This window comes from Methylobacterium carpenticola (assembly GCF_042748905.1).
GTDB lineage: Bacteria > Pseudomonadota > Alphaproteobacteria > Rhizobiales > Beijerinckiaceae > Methylobacterium > Methylobacterium carpenticola.
Genome location: NZ_JBHZEO010000001.1, coordinates 5,088,574 through 5,108,140, shown reverse-complemented (window position 1 = coordinate 5,108,140; position 19,567 = coordinate 5,088,574). Strand labels below are relative to the sequence as shown.

Below are 19,567 nucleotides of genomic sequence, written 5' to 3'. Positions count from 1 at the left end.
GAATGTCAGGCCGCCACGGTTTCGGGGAAGCGGGCGGCGAGGTCCCGGCGGGTCGCCTCCAGCCAGGCGCGGCCGCGCTCGGCCTTCGGCGTCGCGAGCGGCACCGCGGCGACGAGGCGCGCGGGCCGGGGCGTCAGCAGCAGGAGCCGGTCGGCCACCTCCAGCGCCTCGGGCACGTTGTGGGTCACCATCAGCACGGCCGCCCGCCGCCGCCGCGCCGCGCCGAAGACCGCCCCGCGCAAGGCCGCCGCGGCGGCATCGTCCAGGGAGACGAAGGGCTCGTCGAGGACGAGGAGGCGCGGCTCGATGGCGAGCGCCCGGGCCAGCGCCACCCGGCGGGCCATGCCGACCGAGAGCTCGCCCGGGTAGCGGTCGCGCCACGGCGTGAGGCCGAGTTCCTCGAACAGGCCCCCGAGGGGCCGACCGCGCTCCGGGCGCGGCAGGGAGAGGCGCACGTTCTGCTCCACGGTGCGCCAGGGCAGGAGCCGCGGCTCCTGGAACACGATGCCCGTCGCCAGGGAGGCGGGATCGGGGACGACGCTGCCCTCGAAGTCCCGGTCGAGGCCGAGGAGGATGCGCAGCGTCGTGGTCTTGCCCGCCCCCGAGGGGCCGATCAGGCAGACGGTCTCGGCCGGCGCCACCGTGAAGGCGAGGTCGCGCACCGCCTCCACGCGCTCGCCGCGGCGCGCATAGGTCTTGCGGCGGATCGCGACCGCGACGGCCGGACCGGCGCCGGGTTCGACCCCGGCGTCGAACTTAGCGCCAGCGTCGGACATGCGCATCGAGGGGCTGGAGCAGCAGGGTGTCGGCGGCCAGCATCACGGCGCTGAAGACGAGGCTGTAGCCGAACAGGGCGGTCACGTCGAAGAGCTGGAAATAGTAGGAGATGGCGTAGCCGACGCCGTTCGGGCGCCCGAGCAGCTCGACGACGAGCACGATCTTCCAGGCGAGCGACAGCCCGGACCGGGCGGCGGCCACCGCGAAGGGTTCGAGCTGCGGCAGCAGCACGTGGCGGATCCAGGTGCGGCGGTCGTACCGGAAGGCCTGCGCCATCTCCTCGAGCCCCGGATCGAGCCCGCGGGCACCCTCGCGCATGATCACGGCGACGTTCGGCATCTTGTTGAGCGCCACCGCCAGGATCGCCGCCGTCTCGGTGAGGCCGAGCCAGATATAGGCCAGCACCGTGATCACCAGGGCGGGGGTGTTGAGGAGCACGAGGAGCGGCGTGTCGAGGAGCCGGTCGGCGGTCCGCAGCCGCCCGAGCAGGATGCCGAGGCATGCCCCCGTCACCATGGCGAGGAGGAACGACAGCGCCACCCGCCACAGGGTGATGCCGACGTTGCGGGGCATGTCGCCGCTCTGCGTCTCGCGCCATACGAAGGCCGCCACGGCCTCGGGCGAGGGCAGCGTGCGCAGGTCGGTGAAGCGGCTCGCCAGCCACCACGCCGCGAGGAGGAGGAGCGCCGAGAGCAGGCGCGTCGCGAGGGCCATGCCGGCTCACGCCCGCCCGGCCGGGAGGGCGCCGCGCCCGCGGGGGCAAGCCGCCTGCGCAGCCCGCTCAGCCATTCGGCGCATCCCAGTAGAGCCCCTCCGGCAGGGCGGTGGCGCTGCCGACGAGCCGCTCGCCGCCGAGCCGCGCCAGCACGGCGTAGAGGCGCTCCGCATCGGCCCGCTCCGCGGCCACCGGCCGGCGCGGAATGCCGGCCAGGAAGTCGCGCTTGAGGGTCGCGAAGGTCGCCTCGTCCTCGGCCGCCATCAGGGGGCGGACGGGGCGCCACGCGCCTTCGTCGGTCAGGAGCGCCTGCTTGGCCTGCCGCGAGGCCCGGGCGAAGGCCGCCACCACCGCGGCCTTGCGCTGCAGGAGCGCCTCGTCGAAGACGTAGCCGAGGAGCGCGATCGGTCCCTCCACCCCGAAGGCGCCGGCGATCTCATCGGCACCGATCAGGCGCCGGAAGCCCTTCGCCTCCAGCCGCGCGCAGAAGGTCCAGTAGAGGAGCGCCGCGTCGAGTTCGCCCGTCTCCAGCTTCTGCATCAGGAGCGGCGGCGCCCCGAAGGCCGGCCGGGCGGCCCGTTCGAGGTCGAGCCCGTCCTTCTCGGCCCGGGCCTTGAGGAGGAGCCAGTTCTTGTCGAGGGCTCCGCCCGCCACGCCGATCCGCTTGCCCGCGAGGTCGGCCACGGTGCGGATCGGGCTGGCGGCCGCCACCATCAGGGCGCCCTCGGTGGAGGAATAAGGCAGGAACTTCACCGGCTTGCCCTCGGCGCGCAGGCGTGCGGCCCAGAGCAGGTCCGACACGATGGTGTCGACCTGATCGCCCTGGAAGGCGATGCGGGCGGCGTCGTTGCCGGCGAGCCGCAGAGTCTCCAGGGCGAAGCCCTGGGCGGCATCGAGGCGCCGCTCCGCGATGACGGCGGCCTCCCACGAGACGGTGCCGAAGGGCAGCACGCCGACCCGGAGCGCGCCCGCCTCCGCCGCGCCGAGCGGCAGCGGCCAGAGGGCGGCGGCCGCCAGCAATCCGCGCCGTGAGAGCATCGCGCTCCTCCCTGATCCGGTCCGGTCCGTCCGGCCGCTTCATCCGGCGCCCTCGTTAAGGAGAGCCGCCGGTTCCGTCCACCACGCAGGCTTGCGCAAGGCCGGGTGCCGGTTCACCTTTTCGCCATCGCGCCGCTGCCGGCGGTGCCGACCTTGGGGCGCCCGCCCGCCCCCGGTCACCCGTACTTTCGTCGAGCGGATGAGGAGACGTCCCATGGCCGTGACCCGCGACGCCGTGCTGGAGCCGAGCGCCATCGCCGACCGCATCGCCCGCGACCTGCCCGCGTGGCACTACGAGGACGGCTGGATCAAGCGCGTCTACAAGACGAACGGCTGGAAGGGCACGCTGATGGTGATCAACACCGTCGGCCACCTCGCCGAGGCCGCGTGGCACCACCCCGACCTCACCGCCTCCTACGCCTGGGTCGAGGTGCGGCTGACCACCCATTCGGCGAAGGGCATCACCGAGAAGGACTTCGCCCTGGCGCGGAAGATCGAGGAGGTGGTGGGCTGGCAGCCGGGCCTGGAGGGCGGCGCCCTCGAAGGCACCCCGGCCGACCCGCGCTTCGCCTACATCAAGTACGACAAGTGATACGGTTTCCGGAAGATCACTTTCGGAAATCGTATCACGAGCCCGCGCGGCGCCTGAGCGAGGCCGGTTTCCGCATCGCGAAGCGATCATCCGGAAACCGTATGAGAGGTCAGCCGCTCTGGCGGATGCGCTTGCACTGGGTCTTGAGATAGGCGGTCTGCCCGATGCCCGCGCGGACCTCCGAGCGGGCGATGATCTCCTGCCAGCCGCTGGCGCAGCCGATCTCGTTGGCGACCTTGGTCTTGAACACGTCGGTGGCGGTGGCCTCCTCGCAATCCTGCACCGCGATGCCGTTGGCGCAGATCAGCACGATCGCGAGGAAGCCGTTCATCGGAGCGCTCCGGTCGGGGGTCGGAGCAGGATGGGGCGCGGATTCGCGGCGCCAAGGGGTCCGCGGCGGTGGGAATCGGGTGGGCGCTCCCTCGTTTCCCCGGCCAACCGCGCTCAGGACGAGGGCGCGGGATCACCCGACCGCCACGACCTTCCCGGCCTCGAAGCTGCGCCCCTCCACCGGGTTCGCCACGCAGCGCGTGCCATGGAGCACGAGATCGTGCCCGGCATGGAAGTGGCCTGAGATCCACAGGGCCGGCCGGTGCGCCGCCGGGAGATCGTCGAGGAGCGTGGTGGCGTAGAAGGCCGGCACCCACCAGGGGACACCCGGGGCGTCGCGGTAGCGGTCGGCGGCCTCGGCGATCGGCGGGTGGTGGGTCACCGCCACCGTCGGCCCCGCATGCGGCACGGCGAGGGCGGCCGCGAGGCGGGCCCGGTCCTCCGCATGCGCCGCCATCGCGGCGGCGGGGGTCCAGGCGGTGCCGTCGGCGAGGCGGATCGCCCGATATTCCCGCGAGCCGGTGAGCGGGTCGGTCATGCGGGCGGCCGCGTCGGCGACCGGATCCGCCGGGCGGTTCGGGGCCTCGGGCTTGAGCCAGCGCCCGGCGAGGGACCAGTCGCTCCACAGGGTGGCGCCGACGAAGCGCACGCCGCCGATCACGGTCGCGGCGCCCGCCCGCAGCAGCGCGATCCGGGTCCGGCCCGCCGCGCTGTTGATCCGGGCGACCTCCGCCTCCTGCGCCGCGAGCAGGGCCGGGGCCGTGCGCGGGTCGCCCGCCGGGGCGTAATGCTCGTGGTTGCCCGGCACCAGCACCACCGGGCGCTCCCCCGCGAGATCGAGGAGCACGGCGAGTCCCCGCTCCGGCTGCCCCTCCCAGACGTCGCCCGCGCAGACGAGCACGTCGAAATCCGGCGCGAGCGGCGGCAGGTCGGCGGCCTTGCGCCGCTCCAGATGCAGGTCCGAGAGCGGAAACAGGCGCAGGGTGGGGCGCAAGGCCGGAAAGGTGTCGTCGGTCGGCATCCTGGGCGCTCCGTCGCGGTGGCGGGCCCGGCGTCTATGCCGTGCCGCCCCGGCAAGGCCAAGCCTCGCCGAGCCTCGCCGATGGTGCAGGGCCCGGCGGCGCGTTCCGGCCCTCCCCGACCTTCGGACACTGGATTTTCCCCCTCATCCTGTGCGAGGCCGCGCATGGCGCAATGCTGCGTGAGGGAGAGAGACGCCATGCTGCCCGAACTGCGCGTTCTATACTTCGAGGATCTCGCCGTCGGGATGGCGGAGACGTTGACGAAGACCATCGCCTCCTCGGACGTGGTCGGCTTCGCGGAGATCACCGGCGACCGCAACCCGATCCATCTCTCCGAGCACTTCGCCGCCCGCACGCCGTTCGGCACCCGCATCGCCCACGGCCTCTACACGGCGGGGCTGATCTCGGCGGTGCTCGGCACCCGCCTGCCGGGGCCGGGCGCCGTCTACATCAGCCAGAGCCTGAACTTCCGCGCGCCCGTGCGCATCGGCGACACGGTGGACGTCACCGTCGAGGTCGCCGAACTCGTGCCCGAGCGCCGCCGCGCGCGCCTCACATGCACCTGCACCGTCAACGGCGAGACCGTGCTCGACGGCGAGGCCCTGGTGAAGGTGCCGACCAAGGCCGAGGCCGACCCGCTCGCCGCCCGCCCGGCCAAAGGCTGAGCGGCGCGCCCGCGTGCCCGACCCGATCCCCATCGACGATCCCGCCGACCCGCGGATCGCCGCCTATGCGGCGATCCGCGAGCGGGATCTCGTGGGACGCCAGGGCCGCTTCGTCGCCGAGGGCGAGGTGGTGCTGCGGGTGCTGCTCTCGCCCCGCGCCCGCTTCGCCATCGACTCGATCCTGCTCTCGCCCGAGCGCCTGCCGGGCCTGTTGCCGGCCATCGCCGCAGCCGGGACGCAGGCTCCGCTCTACGTCGCCCCGCGCCCGGTGATGAGCGCGCTCGCCGGCTTCCCGATCCACCGGGGCGTGCTGGCGATCGGGCGCAGCGGCCCGCCCCCCGAGCCGGACGCCCTGGTGCCGCCGGGGCCCGCCCTGCTCCTCGGCCTCGTGGGGCTGGCCAACCACGACAATGTCGGCGGCCTGTTCCGCAACGCCGCCGCCTTCGGGGCGGATGCGGTGCTCCTCGATGCGGGGAGCTGCGATCCCCTCTACCGCAAGGCGATCCGGGTCTCCGCCGGGACCGCCCTGACGATGCCCTTCGGCCGGGTGCCGGACGGGGAGGCCCTGCTCGGGCTCTGCGCGCGGCACGACCTCGTGCCGGTGGCGCTGACCCCCGGCGGGGCCGAGGATCTGGCGGCGCTGCCGCCCCCGCCGCGGGCGCTCCTCCTGCTGGGCACCGAGGGGACCGGCCTGCCGGAGGCGCTGATGGCCCGGGCCCGCCGGGTGCGCATCGCCATGGCGCCGGGCGTCGATTCCCTCAACGTGTCCGTCGCGGGCGCGGTGGCGCTCCATCGCCTCGCCGGTCCGCGGCTCGCCGTCGCGCGGGGCTGACCGGCGCCTGCCTCGGACGCGATCCGATCGTCAGCGGACGAGAATCACGCAAAATGCCGGTGCGGCATGGAGCGGCTATTGCCGGGATGCCCGCGCGCCCCAGAACTGGACTGTGAGGGGATCTCCGGTCGATCCGGGCCAGGCGCGCGAGGAGTGAGGTTTGTTTCAGCCGCGGGAGGGCAGCCGCACCTTGACGGGCCGGCGGGCGGTGGTGGTCGGGGCGGGGCCGGGCGGCCTCGCCGTGGCGCTGCTGCTCGCCCGCGAGGGCGTTCAGGTCACGCTGGTCGAGAGGGAGGCCGAGGTCGGCGGGCGCACCCGCACCATGACGGCGCCGGGAGGCTACCGCTTCGACATCGGGCCGACCTTCTTCCTCTATCCGCGCATCCTCGCCGACATCTTCGCCTCGGTGGGCGAGCGGCTGGAGGATCACGTGAGGCTGGAGCGGCTCGATCCGCTCTACCACCTCGTCTTCGAGGGCGGCGGCGAGATCCGCGCCTCCTCGGACATGGATCGTCTCGAGGCCGAGATCGCCCGCATCGCGCCGGCGGATGCCCGCAACGTCCGGCGCTACCTCGCCGACAACCGGGCGAAGCTCGCCGCCTTCCGGCCGGTGCTGGAGCAGGCCTTCGACTCGCTGCGCAGCCTCGCCTCGCCGGCCATGCTGCGGGCGCTGCCGCTCCTGCGCCCGCACGCCACCGTCGACCGCGACCTCGCCCGCTACTTCGCGGATCCGCGGGTCCGCCTCGCCTTCTCGTTCCAGACCAAATACCTCGGGATGTCGCCGTTCCGGTGCCCGAGCCTGTTCACCATCCTGAGCTTCCTCGAATACGAGCACGGGGTCTTCCACCCGGTGGGCGGCTGCGGCGCGGTCTCGGAGGCGATGGCCGGGCTCGCCCGGCGCCTCGGGGTCGACATCCGGCTCGGCACGAGCGTCGACCGGGTGCTGTTCGAGAACGAGCGCGCGGTCGGGATCGAGGCCGGCTCCGAGCGGATCATGGCCGACGCGGTGGTGGTGAACGGCGACTTCGCCAAGGTCGTGCGCGAGATCGTGCCCGAGCGCCACCGGCCGCGCTGGCGGGACGCCAAGCTCGACAAGGCCCGCCTCTCCTGCTCGACCTTCATGCTGTATCTGGGCCTGGAGGGCCGGATGCCGGAGGCGCTCGGCCACCACACGATCCTGCTGGCCGAGGATTACCGGCGCAACATCGCGGAGATCTCCGGCGGCATCCTGCCGATGCAGCCCTCGCTCTACGTGCAGCACGCGGGCTACACGGATGGCGGCATGGCGCCGCCCGGCCATACCAGCCTCTACGTGCTGGTGCCGGTGCCGAACCTGCGCGCCGGGATCGACTGGGATGCGGTGCGGCCGGTCTACCGCCGCCTCGTCCTCGACCGGCTGCGCCTGCTCGGCCTGCCCGACATCGAGAGCCGCATCCGCTACGAGCGCATCGTCGATCCGACCCAATGGCGCGACGACTTCGCGGTGAACGAGGGCGCGACCTTCAACCTGTCCCACGATCTCGGGCAGATGCTCTATTTCCGCCCGCATAACCGCTTCGGGCGGGGCCTCTACCTCGTGGGCGGGGGCACCCATCCGGGCTCGGGCCTGCCGGTGATCTACGAGGGGGCCCGCATCACCGCGCGGCTGTTGATGGAGGATCTGGCCCGCGAGCCGCGGCCCGCCCCGTCATCGCTCGCGCCGCTCGAGGTCGCGCCCGGCGGCGAGGTCCCGTGAGGCTCCGGGGCGCCCTCCTCCTCGCGGTGCTCGGCGCGCCCGCGCTCGCCGCCGACCTCGCCGTCGAGGTCGAGGGGGTGCAGCCGGGGGGCGGCACCGTCTACGTGGCGCTCTGCGTCGGCGGTCTGTCGGAGGAGTTCTGCCGCGACGGCCGGGACGCGCCGGCGCGCGCGCCGACCCTGCGCGTCGTCTTCACGGAGGTGCCGCCCGGGACCTATGCGGTGGCGGCGTTCCAGGATCTCGACGGCGACGGCCGGCTGGCGCGCACGCCGCTCGGCCTGCCGCGGGAGCCCTACGGCTTCTCGAACGGCGCCGGCCGGGGCGGCCGGCCGGATTACGCGGCGGCGGCCTTCCGCCTCGCCGAGCCGGGCGCGGCGATCCGCATCCGGCTGCAGCGGGCGCTCGGGGCGCGGTAGGATGGCCGAGGCCCGCGGTCGCGCAGACCCCGACCCTACGCCATGCCGAGGGCCTGCATGTAGAGCTCCAGGATCGCCTCCTCCTCCTGGCGCTCCTCGTGGTCGCGCTTGCGGATCGAGATGATCTTGCGCAGCACCTTGGTGTCGAAGCCGTTGGCCTTCGCCTCGGCGTAGACGTCCTTGATGTCGCCCGCGAGGCCGGCCTTCTCCTCCTCCAGGCGCTCGATGCGCTCGATGATGCTCTTCAGCTGGTCGGCGGCGACCGACGAGTTGTCGACCGCGAGCACGGGGGATGCAGCCATGGCTCGAATTCCTCTGTCGGATCGGCGCTCCCCGAGGGGCGCCCTCGTCAGGGTTGATAGGCTCTCAACCTTACCGAGTTCTTGCCGGGGCAGGGGGCGAGCCTGCCACGGCCGTGTGACGGCCTGTCTGCCACCGAAACGGGGAGATCCGATGACCGACGAGACGGAGTTCATGCGGCGCGCCATCGCGCTCTCGGAAAAGACCGCCCTGATCGACCGGGCGGGCGGGCCCTTCGGCTGCGTCATCGTCCGGGACGGCGGGATCCTGGCCGAGGGCGCGAACCGGGTGGCGGCGGAGAACGACCCGACCTGGCACGCGGAGATGGATGCGATCCGCCAAGCCTGCCGGCGCGCGGGGAGCCCGCAGCTGCCGGGGGCGATCCTCTACACCAGCGCCGAGCCCTGCCCGATGTGCGCGGCCGCCGCCTACTGGGCGGGCATCGCGGAGATCCGCTACGCCTCGACGGCCGAGGACATCCGCACCTACAGCGACTTCGACGACAGCGCTGTGGTGCGGGAGGTCGCCAAGCCGACCGGGGCGCGCTCGATCCCGACCCGTCCGATGATGCGGGCGGAGGCGGTGGCGGTGTGGCAGGCCTACCGGGCCGATGCCGCGGCCGGAAGCCGGGACGGCTGAACCCGTCAGTGGGTCTCGGGGCGGGCGGCGAAGGCCGCCTGCTGGGCCGGGCCGGCCTCGGTCTGGTGCTTCGCCTTCCACTCCTCGTAGGGCATGCCGTAGACGTGCGCGCGGCTCTCGTCCTTGGTGAGCGGCAGGCCGCGCGCGTCGGCGGCGTCCTTGAGCCAGTTCGACAGGCAGTTCCGGCAGAAGCCCGCGAGGTTCATCAGGTCGATGTTCTGCACGTCCGTGCGCGCCTGGAGATGCGCCACGAGGCGGCGGAACACCGCGGCTTCGAGTTCGGTGCGGGTGGTCTCGTCGATCCCTTGCATGGGTCTCTCCCTCGGCATCATTCGCAATGGCCGCCGAGCCGGCGGCGGCGATGATGCGGACAATACGAAGCCAGGCAGGATCGCGGGGGCCATGCTGCCTGGAACGCGGCTTCGGCTCAGGTCGGCGCTCCGGGCCGGGGCGTCAAGCCGCCATCAGCGGTGCGAGCAGGCGGGCGAAGCGCGCCGCCCAATCCTCCTGGCCGGCCGCGTCGGCGATGAGATCCTGGCGGATCTCGATCAGGGCGTTGGCCAAGCCCTGCGCGCTCGCGTGGCGGTCCAGGGTGTCGCCCGGCAAGCCGCCCGCATAGGGCTCGTTGTCGCCCACCGTGAATCCCGCCGGATCCGCCGAGAGCCCCGCGAGGAGCGGCCGGGCGACCCGCCCGTCGACGCCGTCCCACAGGATGCCGACCTCCCAGGGCCGCGGCACTCCGCGCCACGCGGGCGTGAAGCTGTGCACCGCCACCACGGCCGGCGGCCGCCCGGCCGCCCGCGCCGCGGTGAGCGCTCCCGCGATCGCGCGGTCGTAGGGGTCGTAGAAGCGGGCGATGCGCGCGGCCACGCCCTCCGGGCCGATGCGGGCATTGGCGGGCACCACCGCCCCGTCCGAGAGGCGCATGACCAGCGTCGGGTCGTCCCGCCCCCGGTTCGGGTCGATGATCAGGCGCGAGAAGGTGGTGAGCAGGGCCGGCGCCCCGAGCCGCCGGCTGAGCGAGCGCGTCACCGCGGCGGCGCCGATGTCGTAGGCGATGTGCCGCTCGAAATGCGGCGCGTCGAGGCCGAGCGAGCCCAGATCCTCCGGCACCGCGTTCGAGGCGTGGTCGCAGAGCAGCAGCAGCCCGCAGGCCGGGTCTCCCGCAAGACTCTCGACGGGATGGCTCTCGACGGGATGGCTCTCGACGGGATGGCTCGGGACGGGATCGGGCATGGCGGGCCGGGGCTGGCGGGCGGGAGCCGGCTCCTTAGCGCAGGCCCGCCGCCTCACCCAAATGGCCGAGCGGCCGGGCCCGTGCCCGGACCGGCCGCCAGGGTGACGCGGGCCGCGACATGCCATAGTGCTTCGGGGATCGATCCGCCGCCCCGACCCGAGACCGCGCAACGATGTCCCGCCCGTCCCTGCCCGACCTGGCTGCCGCGAAGCGGGCTGCTCCCGCGGCCGGCCCGGCGAGCGAGGGGGCCGGCTTCGCCGTCCTGGCCCTGTTCCTCGGCGCGGTGGCGATGGGCGTCTCTCCGGTGCTCGTGCGGCTGGTCAGCCCCGAGGTCGGCCCCTTCGCCAGCGCCTTCTGGCGCGTCGCCCTGGCGCTGCCCGCCCTCTACGCCTGGATGCGCGTCGAGGAGGCGCACCGCCCCCATCTGCGCCGGCCGGCCTTCGCTCCCGCGGCGCTGCTCGCCGGCCTCGCCTTCGCGGGCGACCTCGTCTTCTGGCACAGGGCCATCCTCGGCACCACGGTGGCGAACGCCACCTTCTTCGCCACCACCGCTCCGGTCTTCGTGATGCTCTTCGCCTGGATCGGCCTGCGCCGTCGGCCGGCCCGGGCGACCCTGGCGGGCCTCGCCCTCTGCCTCGCGGGCGGCGTGGCGCTGATCGGCCAGTCGGTCCAGGTCGACCCCGCCCGCCTCGCGGGCGACCGGGACGGCGTGGTCACGGCGGTGTTCTTCGCCCTCTACTTCCTGACCGTGGAGCGCGCCCGGGCACAGGGCCTCGGCGCCGCCCGCGTCACCTTCGTGGCCTCCTGCGTCACCGCCGTCGTGCTGCTCGGCGTCGTCCTCGCGGTCGAGACGCGGCCCGTCCTGCCGCATTCGGCCGGGGCGGTCGCGGGCCTCGTCGCCCTGGCGCTCCTCAGCCACGCGGGCGGCCAGGGCCTGCTCTCGGTCGCCCTCGGCCGGCTGCCCGCCGCCTTCTCGTCCCTCGTGATCTTCCTCGAAGCCGTGGCCGCCGCCGCCCTCGGCTGGCTCGTCCTCGGCGAGGCGCTGAGCGGGCCGCAGGCCCTCGGCGGCGCCCTCATCCTCATCGGCATCGCGGTCGCCCGTCCCCGGCGCCGCCGATCCTGATCGACACGCAACAAACAGACCGAGGATCCGCCCCGTGACCGCCAGCCCCTCCCCCGCCGATGCGCGCCGCGCGCTGCTGCTGCGCCTCCTCGACGATGCCGTGACGGCGGCCCATCCCCGGGGCTGCCTCGTGCCCGAGCTGCCCCCGCCGCCGGCCGGCCGCCTCGTGATCCTGGGCGCCGGCAAGGCGGGCGCCAGCATGGCGGCGGTGGCCGAGCGCCATTACCGCGAGGTCCACGGCCTCGGCCCGGACCGGCTGGTCGGACAGGCGGTGGCCCGCCACGGCTACGGCGAGCCCGCCGGCCTCATCGCCGTCGTGGAGGCCGGCCACCCGGTGCCGGATCAGGCCGGCATCGACGCCACGAGCCGCAGCCTCGAACTCGCCGCCTCGGCGGGGGCCGACGATCTCGTCCTGGTGCTGCTCTCCGGCGGCGGCTCGGCGAACTGGATCGCGCCCGCGGGCGACCTGACCCTGGCGGAGAAGCAGGGCATCACCAAGGCCCTGCTGCGCTCGGGCGCCGCCATCGACGAGATCAACTGCGTGCGCAAGCACCTCTCGCGCATCAAGGGCGGGCGCTTGGCCCTCGCCGCCCGCGAGGCCGGCGGGCTGCTCACGCTCGCGATCTCCGACGTGCCGCGCGACGATCCCGCGGTGATCGCCTCGGGCCCCACCGTGCCGGACCCGTCCACGCTGGCGGATGCCCGCGCCATCTGCGCCCGCCGCGGCATTCCGCTGCCGCCCGCCGCGGAGGCGCTGCTCAACGACCCCGCCAACGAGAGCCCGAAGCCCGGCGACCCGCTCTTCGCGCGCACCGAGTACCGGATCATCGCCCGGCCGATCGACGCTCTCAAGGCCGCGGCCGCGGCGGCGCAGGCGGCGGGCTACGAGCCGGTGCTGCTCGGGGCCGACCTCGAGGGCGAGGCCCGGGAGGTCGCGGCCGAGCACGCCGCGCTCGCCCGGCAGATGGCCGCCGAGGGCCGCAAGGTGGCGCTCATCTCCGGGGGCGAACTCACCGTGACGATCCGCGGCGAGGGCCAGGGCGGGCCGAACCAGGAATACATGCTGGCGATGGCCGTCGCCCTCGACGGGGCGCCCGGCATCGCGGCCCTCTCGGCGGATACCGACGGCACCGATGGCGGGCGGGGCGAGGCCACCGACCCGGCCGGGGCCATCGTGGACGAGACGACGCTCGCCCGTGCGGCAGCAGCGGGGCTGGACCCGCGGGTCAGTCTGTCGGAGAACGACTCGACCCCCTTCTTCGACCGGATCGGCGACCTCGTCCGGCCCGGACCGACCCGCACCAACGTCAATGATTGCCGCATCATCCTGGTGGGATAGGATTCTCCGCACGACCGGCGCGGCCCTCGCCGCGCTCCTCGTCACCGCCGTCACCGCCGCGCCCGCGCGGGCGGACCTGCGCATGTGCAACATGACCGGGAGCCGCATCGGCGTGGCCCTCGGCTACCGCGATGCCGGCGGCTGGGTCACCGAAGGCTGGTGGAACCTCACCGCCAAGGGCTGCGAGACCCTGCTGAAGGGGGCGCTCGCCGCCCGCTACTACTACGTCTTCGCGGTCGATTACGACCGCGGCGGCGAGTGGAGCGGGCGCTCGCTGATGTGCACCCGCGACCGCGAGTTCACCATCCGGGGCGTCGAGGACTGCCTCGCCCGCGGCTTCGACCGCAACGGCTTCTTCGAGGTCGATACCGGCGAGCAGAAGAGCTGGACCATCCAGCTCACCGATCCGGGCCGGCCCGCCTCGAGTCCCTGAGCGCCGTCTCGCCAGAAGGGAGAGGAGATCGGCCCGGCCCGGACTGGTATGCAGGGCTCGGTCGACCCCGATCGGTTCTCCCGGCGGGGCGGCCGTCGCCCTCTCCGCCCGGAACTGCCATGAAGCGCGCCCGCCGCACCAAGATCGTCGCCACCCTCGGCCCGGCCTCCGGCGAACCGGAGGTGATCGAGAGGCTCTTCGAGGCCGGGGCCGACGTGTTCCGGCTCAACATGAGCCACCTGCCCCGCGAGAACCTTGCCGAGCGCGTCGCCGTGATCCGCTCCATCGAGCAGCGCCTGCGGCGGCCCATCGCCATCCTGCTCGACCTGCAGGGGCCGAAGCTGCGGGTCGGGCGCTTCGCCGGGGACGCGGCGATCCTGGAGACCGGCCAGACCTTCGTCCTCGACGGGGACGAGGCCCCCGGCGACGCCACCCGGGTCCACCTGCCCCATCCGGAGATCCTCTCCTCCCTGGAGCCGGGGCACACGGTGCTCATCGACGACGGCAAGCTGCGCCTGTCGGTGGTCGAGGTCGGGCCGCGCCGGGCCGTGACCCGCGTCCTCGTGGGGGGGCGCATCTCGAACCGCAAGGGCGTCTCGCTGCCCGACACCACCATCCCGGTGGCCGCCATGACCGAGAAGGACCATCTCGACCTGGAGGCGGGACTCGCCGCCAACATCGACTGGATCGCGGTCTCCTTCGTGCAGCGCCCGGAGGACGTGGCCGAGGTCAAGGCGATCGCCGCCGGCCGCGCCCTGGTCATGGCGAAGATCGAGAAGCCGCAGGCGCTCGCCCATCTCGACGCGATCATGGAGGTGTCGGACGGGCTGATGGTGGCCCGCGGCGACCTCGGGGTGGAGATGCCGCTGGAGCAGGTGCCCGGCGTGCAGAAGCGCATCACCCGCGGCGCCCGGCGCCTCGGCAAGCCGGTGGTGGTGGCGACCCAGATGCTCGAATCGATGATCAGCGCCCCGGTCCCGACCCGCGCCGAGGTCTCGGACGTCGCCACCGCCGTCTACGAGGGGGCGGACGCGGTCATGCTCTCGGCCGAGAGCGCCTCGGGCGCCTACCCGGTCGAGGCGGTGACCACCATGAGCCGCATCGCCGAGCAGGTGGAGCAGGACGCGATCTACTGGTCGATCATCGCCGCCCAGCGCTCGGTGCCGGAGGCGACCGCCTCGGACGCGATCGCGCTCGCCGCGCACCAGATCGTCGGCACCCTCGGCCTCGACGCGATCATGGCCTGGACGGCCTCCGGCTCCACGGCCCTGCGGCTCGCCCGCGCCCGCCCGAACGCCTCGGTGATCGCGCTCACCCCGAAGCGCGAGACGGCCCGGCGCCTCGCCATGGCCTGGGGCACGCACCCGATCGTCACCAACGACGCGAGCGACATCGACGACATGTCGTTCCGCGCCTGCAAGTTCGCGGTGCGCGAGCGCTTCGCCAAGGTCGGGGACCGGGTGATCGTGGTGGCCGGCCTGCCCTTCGGCACGCCGGGGGCGACGAACCTGATCCGCATCGCCCAGGTGACCCGCGAGCACGCCGCGAAGGCCTGACGGGGTGCGCGGGCCCGGCATCCGCGAGCCCGCGACCGCGCCTCCCCTCAATCCGCTCCCGCCCGCTGGCGGGCCGTCACCGCCTCGATCTCCGACACCACCGTGTCGGTCGCCGTGTAGTGCAGCATGTGGCCGATGCCGGGCAGCACCACGAGCCGGGCCCCGGGCACCGCCCGCGCCATCGGCACCGCATGGACCTCGGTCCGCACGATCGGGTCGATGTCGCCGGCCACGATCGTCGTCGGCACCGCGATCTCGGGATAGCGCGGGCTCTGACCGGCCAGGAAGCCGTAGAGCCCGTCGAGATCCTGCAGGTTCGCCGCGAAGGTGGCGGGGCGAAGCACCAGCGGCACCCGGGCCGCGTCGACGTAGTCCGCGGGCAGCGGATCAGGGCGGAAGACCGCCGCGGCGAAGCGGTCGAGCCAGGTGAGCCCGAGCGGCGCGGCGATCGTGCGCGTAGCGATCCAGAGCAGCGCCCGGCCGAGGGGGAAGCGGGACCAGCCCGCGTAGCCGGACACCGTCCCGCCCGGCCAGGGATAGAGGGCGGGGGCGAGCAGCACGAGACCGGAGACCCGGTCCGGATGGTCGAGGGCGAGGGTCGCGGCCAGCGCCCCGGACCACGAATGGCCGACGAATGTCGCCGGGCCGACGCCCATCGCCTCCAGCGCCTCGGCGATCAGCCGCGCCTGCACGGTGGGCGAGGCGGCCGCCGGCCCCGCGATGCGCTCGCTCCAGCCGAAGCCCGGCCGGTCGAAGGCCAGCACCCGGAACCCGTCCCCGGCAAGGCGCCGGCCGAAGGCCTGCATCGGGTCCATGCCGTTCGCCGAGGCGCCGTGCAGCAGCACCACGGTGCCGCGGCTCGGCCTGCCCTCTCCCGGGCCCGCCTCCAGCACGGCGAGGTGCCCGCCGGTCACCGGCACCGTGCGGCCCGCGGGCGGATAGCGCGCCTCCACCTGGCGGGTGATGAACCACGTGGCGAGGGCGCCGCCGGCGGCGAGCGCCAGCACCAGCGCCGCGATCCCGCCGAGGAAAGCCGTCAGCACGCGCAGGATCCGCCGGGACCGCGGCTCAGGGCCGGGCGGCATGCGCAAGCGCGCGGCTCACAGGTCGCGGCCGTCGACGTCGGGGGAGAGATGATCGATGGCCTCGCGCACCTTGCCCATGCGGGGATAGATCTCCTGGGCCCGGCGGAAGGCCGCCAGCGCCCGGGCCTTGTCGTCGCTCGCCATGTAGATGTGGGCGAGGGCCGCCCAGGCCTCGAAATGCCGCGGCTCCAGCCGCAGCGCCCGGCTCAGGTCGGCGAGCGCGCTCGCCTGATCCTCCAGGAGGTAGAAGGCGGTGGCCCGGCGGCTCCAGCCCTCGGCCCAGCCGGGTTCGAGCGCCACCACCCGGTCGAGGAGTTCCACCGCGAGGGCGGCGTCCTTGTCCTTGAGGGCTTGGCCGGCGCGGTTGGCCAGGAGATCGACGGTGTCGCTGCCGGAGCGGTCGAGGCGACGCTCCACGAGCTGCGCCACGGCGCGGGCCTCGGCGTCGGTCTTGGCGGCCTTGAGCCGGCCGAAGAGGTCGTCCAGCGTCGCGGGCGGCCGAGGCGCCTCCTTGGGCGCTCCACCGGGATCGGGCGGAGCCGCATTCTGGGCTCCGGCCGGAGAACCGGCGAGGCTCACCGGGAGAAGACCGGTCAGGAGAAGCCCGGCGAGGCCGGGCGCGGCGGAGAGGCGACGCATGCCGCCATGCTCCGGCGCCCGGGCCGGATGGTCAACGCGATGGCTTGCCGCGGCGCCCCCTTGCGGCTGGGCAGCCGCGGGGGCTCCGCGCCGCCGATCAGCCCTGGCGGGCCTTGTAGCGCTTCTGGGTCTTGTTGATGATGTAGATGCGGCCCTTGCGGCGCACGATCTGGTTGTCGCGGTGCCGACCGGCGAGCGACTTCAGCGAATTGCGGATCTTCATCGGTCTGGTCTCACGTCGGCGCGCCGGCTCCTCACCGGTCGCGGTGTCGAGGTTGAACGAAATCGCGGCGCGGCCCGAGACCAAACGCCAAGGCCGGGCGGCGCAAGGCGCCGTCCGTGCGAGGGCCGCCTGTGTACCGTGACGGGCCGAAAAGTCAATGTTGATTGATCGGGAGGCCAAGGCGATTGCTTCCGCGATTGTCCTGATCCTCAGGCCGAGCGGGCGGTGTCGAGGAAGCCGTCGATGTCGGTGCGCAGGCGGGCGAGCTGCTGATCCAGGGTCTCGCGGGCCTGGGTGACGTCCTGGGCCGCCGCGGCCGACGAGGCGGTGCGGTCGCGCAGGGTCGCGATGCTCTCCACCGCGAGGCTCGTGGCCGCCGCCGTCCGCTGGACGTTGCCGGCGATCTCCGAGGTGACGGCCGTCTGCTCCTCGACGGCGGCGGCGATCGTGGTCGCGATGGTGCTCACCTCGCCGATCACCCGGACGATGTCCTGGATGCTCGTCGTGCTGCGCCGGGTCGCCTCCTGGATGGCCCCGATCCGCGAGCCGATATCGGTGGTCGCCTTCGCCGTCTGCCCGGCCAGGGACTTCACCTCGGCGGCGACGACCGCGAAGCCGCGGCCCGCCTCCCCGGCCCGGGCCGCCTCGATGGTGGCGTTCAAGGCCAGCAGGTTCGTCTGGCCGGCGATCTCGTTGATGAGGTCGACGACCTCGCCGATCGCCCGGGCCTGCTCGGCGAGGCCGAGCACGGTCTCCTCGGTGCTGCGGGCGCTGTCCACGGCCTGCCGCGCCACGTCGGCGGAGCGCCCGGCCTGCAGGCCGATCTCGCGGATCGAGGCGGCGAGTTCCTCCGCGGCCGCGGCGCCGGCCTGGAGGTTCGACGCGGTCTGCTCGGCGGTGCCCGTGACCTCGTCGGCGAGGGTGCTGGCATCGGCGGCGGCGGCGTTCAGCGTCTCGGCGCTGCGGGCCAGCGCGCCGTTCGCCGCGCCGGAGACCGAGAGGCTCGACTGCACCGCGCCGGAGAATTGCGCGATCGCCTGCGTGAGCGCCTGCTCCCGGCGCTCTTGCTCGTCCGTCAGCACGTCCACGTAGACCGTGAGGGCGAGATCCATGTCGAGCATCACCGCCTTGTTGATGGCGGCGATCTGCGCGGGCAGGGTGCGGCGCCCGAGAAGGCCGGCCCGCTCCGTCACCACGCCCACGAGCGCGTTCAGCACGAGGGTGTAGCCGCCGATGTACCAGCGCGGCTCCAGCCCGATCCGGTGATGCACGCGCCCGATGCGCCGGATGCTCGCCAGGTACTCGGCATCGAAGCGCCCGCTGAACAGCTCCTCCCAATGCGCCGACTGGGCGGCGACCAGCCGCGGCTGCTGCGGGCCGATCATCGCCGCGAGTCGCGGCGTCCTGCGCATCGTGTCGTAGAATCGCGCCAGGATTCCCGGCAATGCCGGCGCAATCACCGGCCACAGGCGTCGTAGCGTCGCGACCGTGGCGGTATCGATCTCCATGAACGCCAAGCGGCCGCTGATCTCATCGCTGCTCTGCACGTGGAGCCCCCGGGCGCCGGATAACTGGTCGAAACTGCGGCGGACAGTCCCAGATCGCGCTTAACGGTCCGTTGCCCGGGCGGCGATCGTGCCGGGCGGTCCGGGGCCCGCGCGCCGCGATCTTCCGGACGAGCATCGGAAGAGCCGCGTGCATGGCTCTCGCCAGCGCCGCAATCCTGTGCTGAAAGGGCACATCCTCACGCGAAGACAGGCCCTCGAATCGATGCTCCGCCGCCTCTACGAGTGGATCCTCGCGCTCGCCGCGCGCCCCTCCGCACCCTACGCGCTCGGGGCCGTCTCCTTCGCGGAGAGTTCGTTCTTCCCGATCCCACCGGACGTCATGCTGGTGCCGATGGTGGTGAGCCGGCCCGAGCGGGCCTGGACCTACGCCCTCGTGGCGACGCTCACCTCGGTGGTCGGGGGGCTCGTCGGCTACGCGATCGGCGCCCTCCTGTACGATTCCCTGGGGCAATGGCTGTTCAACCTCTACGGCCTGTCGCACGGGGCGGAGGCCTTCCGGGAGGCCTATGCCAAGCACGGCCACTGGGTGATCCTGCTCAAGGGCCTCACGCCGATCCCCTACAAGCTCGTCACCATCACCTCGGGCTTCGCGGGCTACGACCTGTTCTGGTTCACGCTGCTCTCCCTGATCACCCGGGGCGCGCGGTTCTACATCCTGGCGGGGCTGGTGAGCCGCTACGGGGTCGGGATCCGCACCGTGCTCGACCGGCACCTGAACGCGGTGGCCGCCGTCGTGGTGGCGGTCGGCGTGGCCGGGTTCGTGAGCTTCCGCTACCTGTTCTGAGGGTGAGGGTCATGACGGCGATCGCGTTCCGGGTCACGGCGACCCGTCCGGCGGCGCTGGTGCTCTTTGCCGCCGCCGCGGCGACGGTCGGGGCGGCGCTGATTGTCCAGCACGGCTTCGGCTACGTGCCGTGCAAGCTCTGCCTGACGGAGCGCCAGCCCTACTACCTCGCCCTGCCGCTCGCGCTCGCGGCGGCCCTGCTGCCGCCGCGCTTCGCGCGCTGGGTCCTGGCGGGGCTCGCCCTCCTGTTCCTGGCCAGCGCCGGGCTCGGCGCCTATCACGCGGGGGCGGAATGGGGTTTCTGGCCGGGACCGAGCGATTGCGGCGGCGGGACCGGGGCCGCACCGGCGAGCGTCAACGACTTCCTCAAGAGCCTCGACACGATCCGGGTGGTGAGCTGCACGGATGCGGCGTGGCGCTTCCTCGGCGTGTCGCTGGCGGGCTGGAACGCCCTGATCTCGCTCGCCCTGGCGGGCTTCGCCGGGGCGGCGTCCCTGCGCGCCGTCCGGAGCTGAGCGC

The 19,567-nt window shown here is 73.6% G+C and carries 24 protein-coding genes; 12 read left to right on the top strand and 12 right to left on the bottom strand.

The genetic code is table 11. The annotated features are described in order from the left end of the window. Nucleotides 1-5: 5 nt before the first annotated feature. From ACE101_RS23750 to ACE101_RS23740, 3 genes are all read right to left on the bottom strand, one after another. Nucleotides 6-776 (bottom strand): ABC transporter ATP-binding protein, encoded by a 771-nt coding sequence (locus ACE101_RS23750; protein ID WP_379134914.1) that lies wholly within the window; start codon nt 774-776, stop codon nt 6-8. Further along, nucleotides 757-1,491 (bottom strand): ABC transporter permease, encoded by a 735-nt coding sequence (locus ACE101_RS23745; protein WP_379134912.1) that lies wholly within the window; start codon nt 1,489-1,491, stop codon nt 757-759. The genes ACE101_RS23750 and ACE101_RS23745 overlap by 20 nt, the downstream gene beginning before the upstream one ends. A 67-nt stretch (nt 1,492-1,558) precedes the next feature. Then, nucleotides 1,559-2,530, bottom strand: a complete 972-nt coding sequence (locus ACE101_RS23740; protein ID WP_379134909.1) for an ABC transporter substrate-binding protein — start codon at nt 2,528-2,530, stop codon at nt 1,559-1,561. 214 nt (nt 2,531-2,744) lie between these two features. Here ACE101_RS23740 and ACE101_RS23735 point away from each other — a divergent pair, with 214 nt between their 5' ends. After that, entirely contained in the window at nt 2,745-3,122 is a 378-nt protein-coding gene (locus ACE101_RS23735; RefSeq protein ID WP_379134906.1) for a 4a-hydroxytetrahydrobiopterin dehydratase, read from the top strand. A 109-nt stretch (nt 3,123-3,231) separates the two neighbouring features. On the opposite strand, the gene ACE101_RS23730 is transcribed toward ACE101_RS23735, so the two are convergent. Then, on the bottom strand, nt 3,232-3,453 hold the full coding sequence (locus ACE101_RS23730) for a hypothetical protein (protein WP_379134905.1): 222 nt from the start codon (nt 3,451-3,453) through the stop codon (nt 3,232-3,234). Nucleotides 3,454-3,585: 132 nt separating this feature from the next. Continuing rightward, entirely contained in the window at nt 3,586-4,473 is an 888-nt protein-coding gene (locus ACE101_RS23725; RefSeq protein WP_379134902.1) for a metallophosphoesterase, read from the bottom strand. A 198-nt stretch (nt 4,474-4,671) separates the two neighbouring features. Between ACE101_RS23725 and croR the strand changes: the two genes are divergently transcribed. The 4 genes from croR (at nt 4,672) to ACE101_RS23705 (ending at nt 8,122) form a co-directional block, all read left to right on the top strand. After that, nucleotides 4,672-5,139 (top strand): 3-hydroxybutyryl-CoA dehydratase, encoded by a 468-nt coding sequence (croR, locus tag ACE101_RS23720; RefSeq protein WP_379134900.1) that lies wholly within the window; start codon nt 4,672-4,674, stop codon nt 5,137-5,139. Nucleotides 5,140-5,152: 13 nt separating this feature from the next. Next, complete coding sequence (locus ACE101_RS23715) at nt 5,153-5,971, top strand: TrmH family RNA methyltransferase (RefSeq protein WP_379134898.1); 819 nt, start codon at nt 5,153-5,155, stop codon at nt 5,969-5,971. 160 nt (nt 5,972-6,131) lie between these two features. Next, nucleotides 6,132-7,706 carry a phytoene desaturase family protein gene (gene crtI, locus ACE101_RS23710; protein WP_379134896.1) on the top strand — a complete coding sequence of 525 codons (1,575 nt, stop codon included), beginning with the start codon at nt 6,132-6,134 and terminating at the stop codon, nt 7,704-7,706. Further along, nucleotides 7,703-8,122 carry a DUF2141 domain-containing protein gene (locus ACE101_RS23705; RefSeq protein WP_379134893.1) on the top strand — a complete coding sequence of 140 codons (420 nt, stop codon included), beginning with the start codon at nt 7,703-7,705 and terminating at the stop codon, nt 8,120-8,122. The genes crtI and ACE101_RS23705 overlap by 4 nt, the downstream gene beginning before the upstream one ends. Nucleotides 8,123-8,157: 35 nt before the next feature. Here the strand turns inward: ACE101_RS23705 and ACE101_RS23700 are convergent, their stop codons facing one another. Beyond that, nucleotides 8,158-8,424 (bottom strand): DUF2312 domain-containing protein, encoded by a 267-nt coding sequence (locus ACE101_RS23700; RefSeq protein WP_015932389.1) that lies wholly within the window; start codon nt 8,422-8,424, stop codon nt 8,158-8,160. 151 nt (nt 8,425-8,575) lie between these two features. On the opposite strand from ACE101_RS23700, the gene ACE101_RS23695 reads away from it, so the two are divergent. Continuing rightward, on the top strand, nt 8,576-9,061 hold the full coding sequence (locus ACE101_RS23695; protein ID WP_379134890.1) for a nucleoside deaminase: 486 nt from the start codon (nt 8,576-8,578) through the stop codon (nt 9,059-9,061). Nucleotides 9,062-9,066: 5 nt separating this feature from the next. Here ACE101_RS23695 and ACE101_RS23690 read toward each other — a convergent pair whose 3' ends face one another. Together ACE101_RS23690 and ACE101_RS23685 are read right to left on the bottom strand one after the other, a co-directional pair. Next, nucleotides 9,067-9,372 (bottom strand): DUF1244 domain-containing protein, encoded by a 306-nt coding sequence (locus ACE101_RS23690; protein ID WP_379134887.1) that lies wholly within the window; start codon nt 9,370-9,372, stop codon nt 9,067-9,069. Between the two features lie 142 nt (nt 9,373-9,514). Further along, entirely contained in the window at nt 9,515-10,297 is a 783-nt protein-coding gene (locus ACE101_RS23685; protein WP_379134884.1) for an N-formylglutamate amidohydrolase, read from the bottom strand. Between the two features lie 173 nt (nt 10,298-10,470). On the opposite strand from ACE101_RS23685, the gene ACE101_RS23680 reads away from it, so the two are divergent. From ACE101_RS23680 to pyk, 4 genes are all read left to right on the top strand, one after another. Continuing rightward, the gene (locus ACE101_RS23680; RefSeq protein ID WP_379134881.1) at nt 10,471-11,421 is read left to right on the top strand and encodes a DMT family transporter; all 951 of its coding nucleotides are present in this window, start codon (nt 10,471-10,473) and stop codon (nt 11,419-11,421) included. Between the two features lie 34 nt (nt 11,422-11,455). After that, nucleotides 11,456-12,760 (top strand): glycerate kinase type-2 family protein, encoded by a 1,305-nt coding sequence (locus ACE101_RS23675; protein WP_379134878.1) that lies wholly within the window; start codon nt 11,456-11,458, stop codon nt 12,758-12,760. Further along, nucleotides 12,732-13,193: a DUF1036 domain-containing protein gene (locus ACE101_RS23670; RefSeq protein WP_379134876.1), complete on the top strand. Its 462-nt coding sequence runs from the start codon at nt 12,732-12,734 to the stop codon at nt 13,191-13,193. The genes ACE101_RS23675 and ACE101_RS23670 overlap by 29 nt, the downstream gene beginning before the upstream one ends. A gap of 119 nt (nt 13,194-13,312) precedes the next feature. Then, nucleotides 13,313-14,749, top strand: coding sequence for a pyruvate kinase (gene pyk, locus ACE101_RS23665; protein ID WP_379134873.1), 1,437 nt, complete (start codon nt 13,313-13,315; stop codon nt 14,747-14,749). A 47-nt stretch (nt 14,750-14,796) separates the two neighbouring features. Here pyk and ACE101_RS23660 read toward each other — a convergent pair whose 3' ends face one another. The 4 genes from ACE101_RS23660 to ACE101_RS23645 all read right to left on the bottom strand — a co-directional run bounded on the left by ACE101_RS23660 (nt 14,797) and on the right by ACE101_RS23645 (nt 18,243). Beyond that, nucleotides 14,797-15,834, bottom strand: coding sequence for an alpha/beta fold hydrolase (locus ACE101_RS23660; protein WP_379138879.1), 1,038 nt, complete (start codon nt 15,832-15,834; stop codon nt 14,797-14,799). A 15-nt stretch (nt 15,835-15,849) separates the two neighbouring features. Next, entirely contained in the window at nt 15,850-16,473 is a 624-nt protein-coding gene (locus tag ACE101_RS23655; RefSeq protein ID WP_379134870.1) for a tetratricopeptide repeat protein, read from the bottom strand. 97 nt (nt 16,474-16,570) lie between these two features. Beyond that, a complete protein-coding gene (gene ykgO, locus ACE101_RS23650; RefSeq protein WP_379134867.1) occupies nt 16,571-16,696 on the bottom strand; it encodes a type B 50S ribosomal protein L36 in 126 nt (41 codons plus the stop codon). 209 nt (nt 16,697-16,905) lie between these two features. Next, the gene (locus ACE101_RS23645) at nt 16,906-18,243 is read right to left on the bottom strand and encodes a protoglobin domain-containing protein (RefSeq protein WP_379134864.1); all 1,338 of its coding nucleotides are present in this window, start codon (nt 18,241-18,243) and stop codon (nt 16,906-16,908) included. A gap of 223 nt (nt 18,244-18,466) precedes the next feature. Here ACE101_RS23645 and ACE101_RS23640 point away from each other — a divergent pair, with 223 nt between their 5' ends. Both ACE101_RS23640 and ACE101_RS23635 read left to right on the top strand, forming a co-directional pair. Next, on the top strand, nt 18,467-19,048 hold the full coding sequence (locus ACE101_RS23640; RefSeq protein WP_379134862.1) for a YqaA family protein: 582 nt from the start codon (nt 18,467-18,469) through the stop codon (nt 19,046-19,048). An 11-nt stretch (nt 19,049-19,059) separates the two neighbouring features. Beyond that, a complete protein-coding gene (locus ACE101_RS23635; protein WP_379134859.1) occupies nt 19,060-19,563 on the top strand; it encodes a disulfide bond formation protein B in 504 nt (167 codons plus the stop codon). Nucleotides 19,564-19,567: the final 4 nt, after the last annotated feature.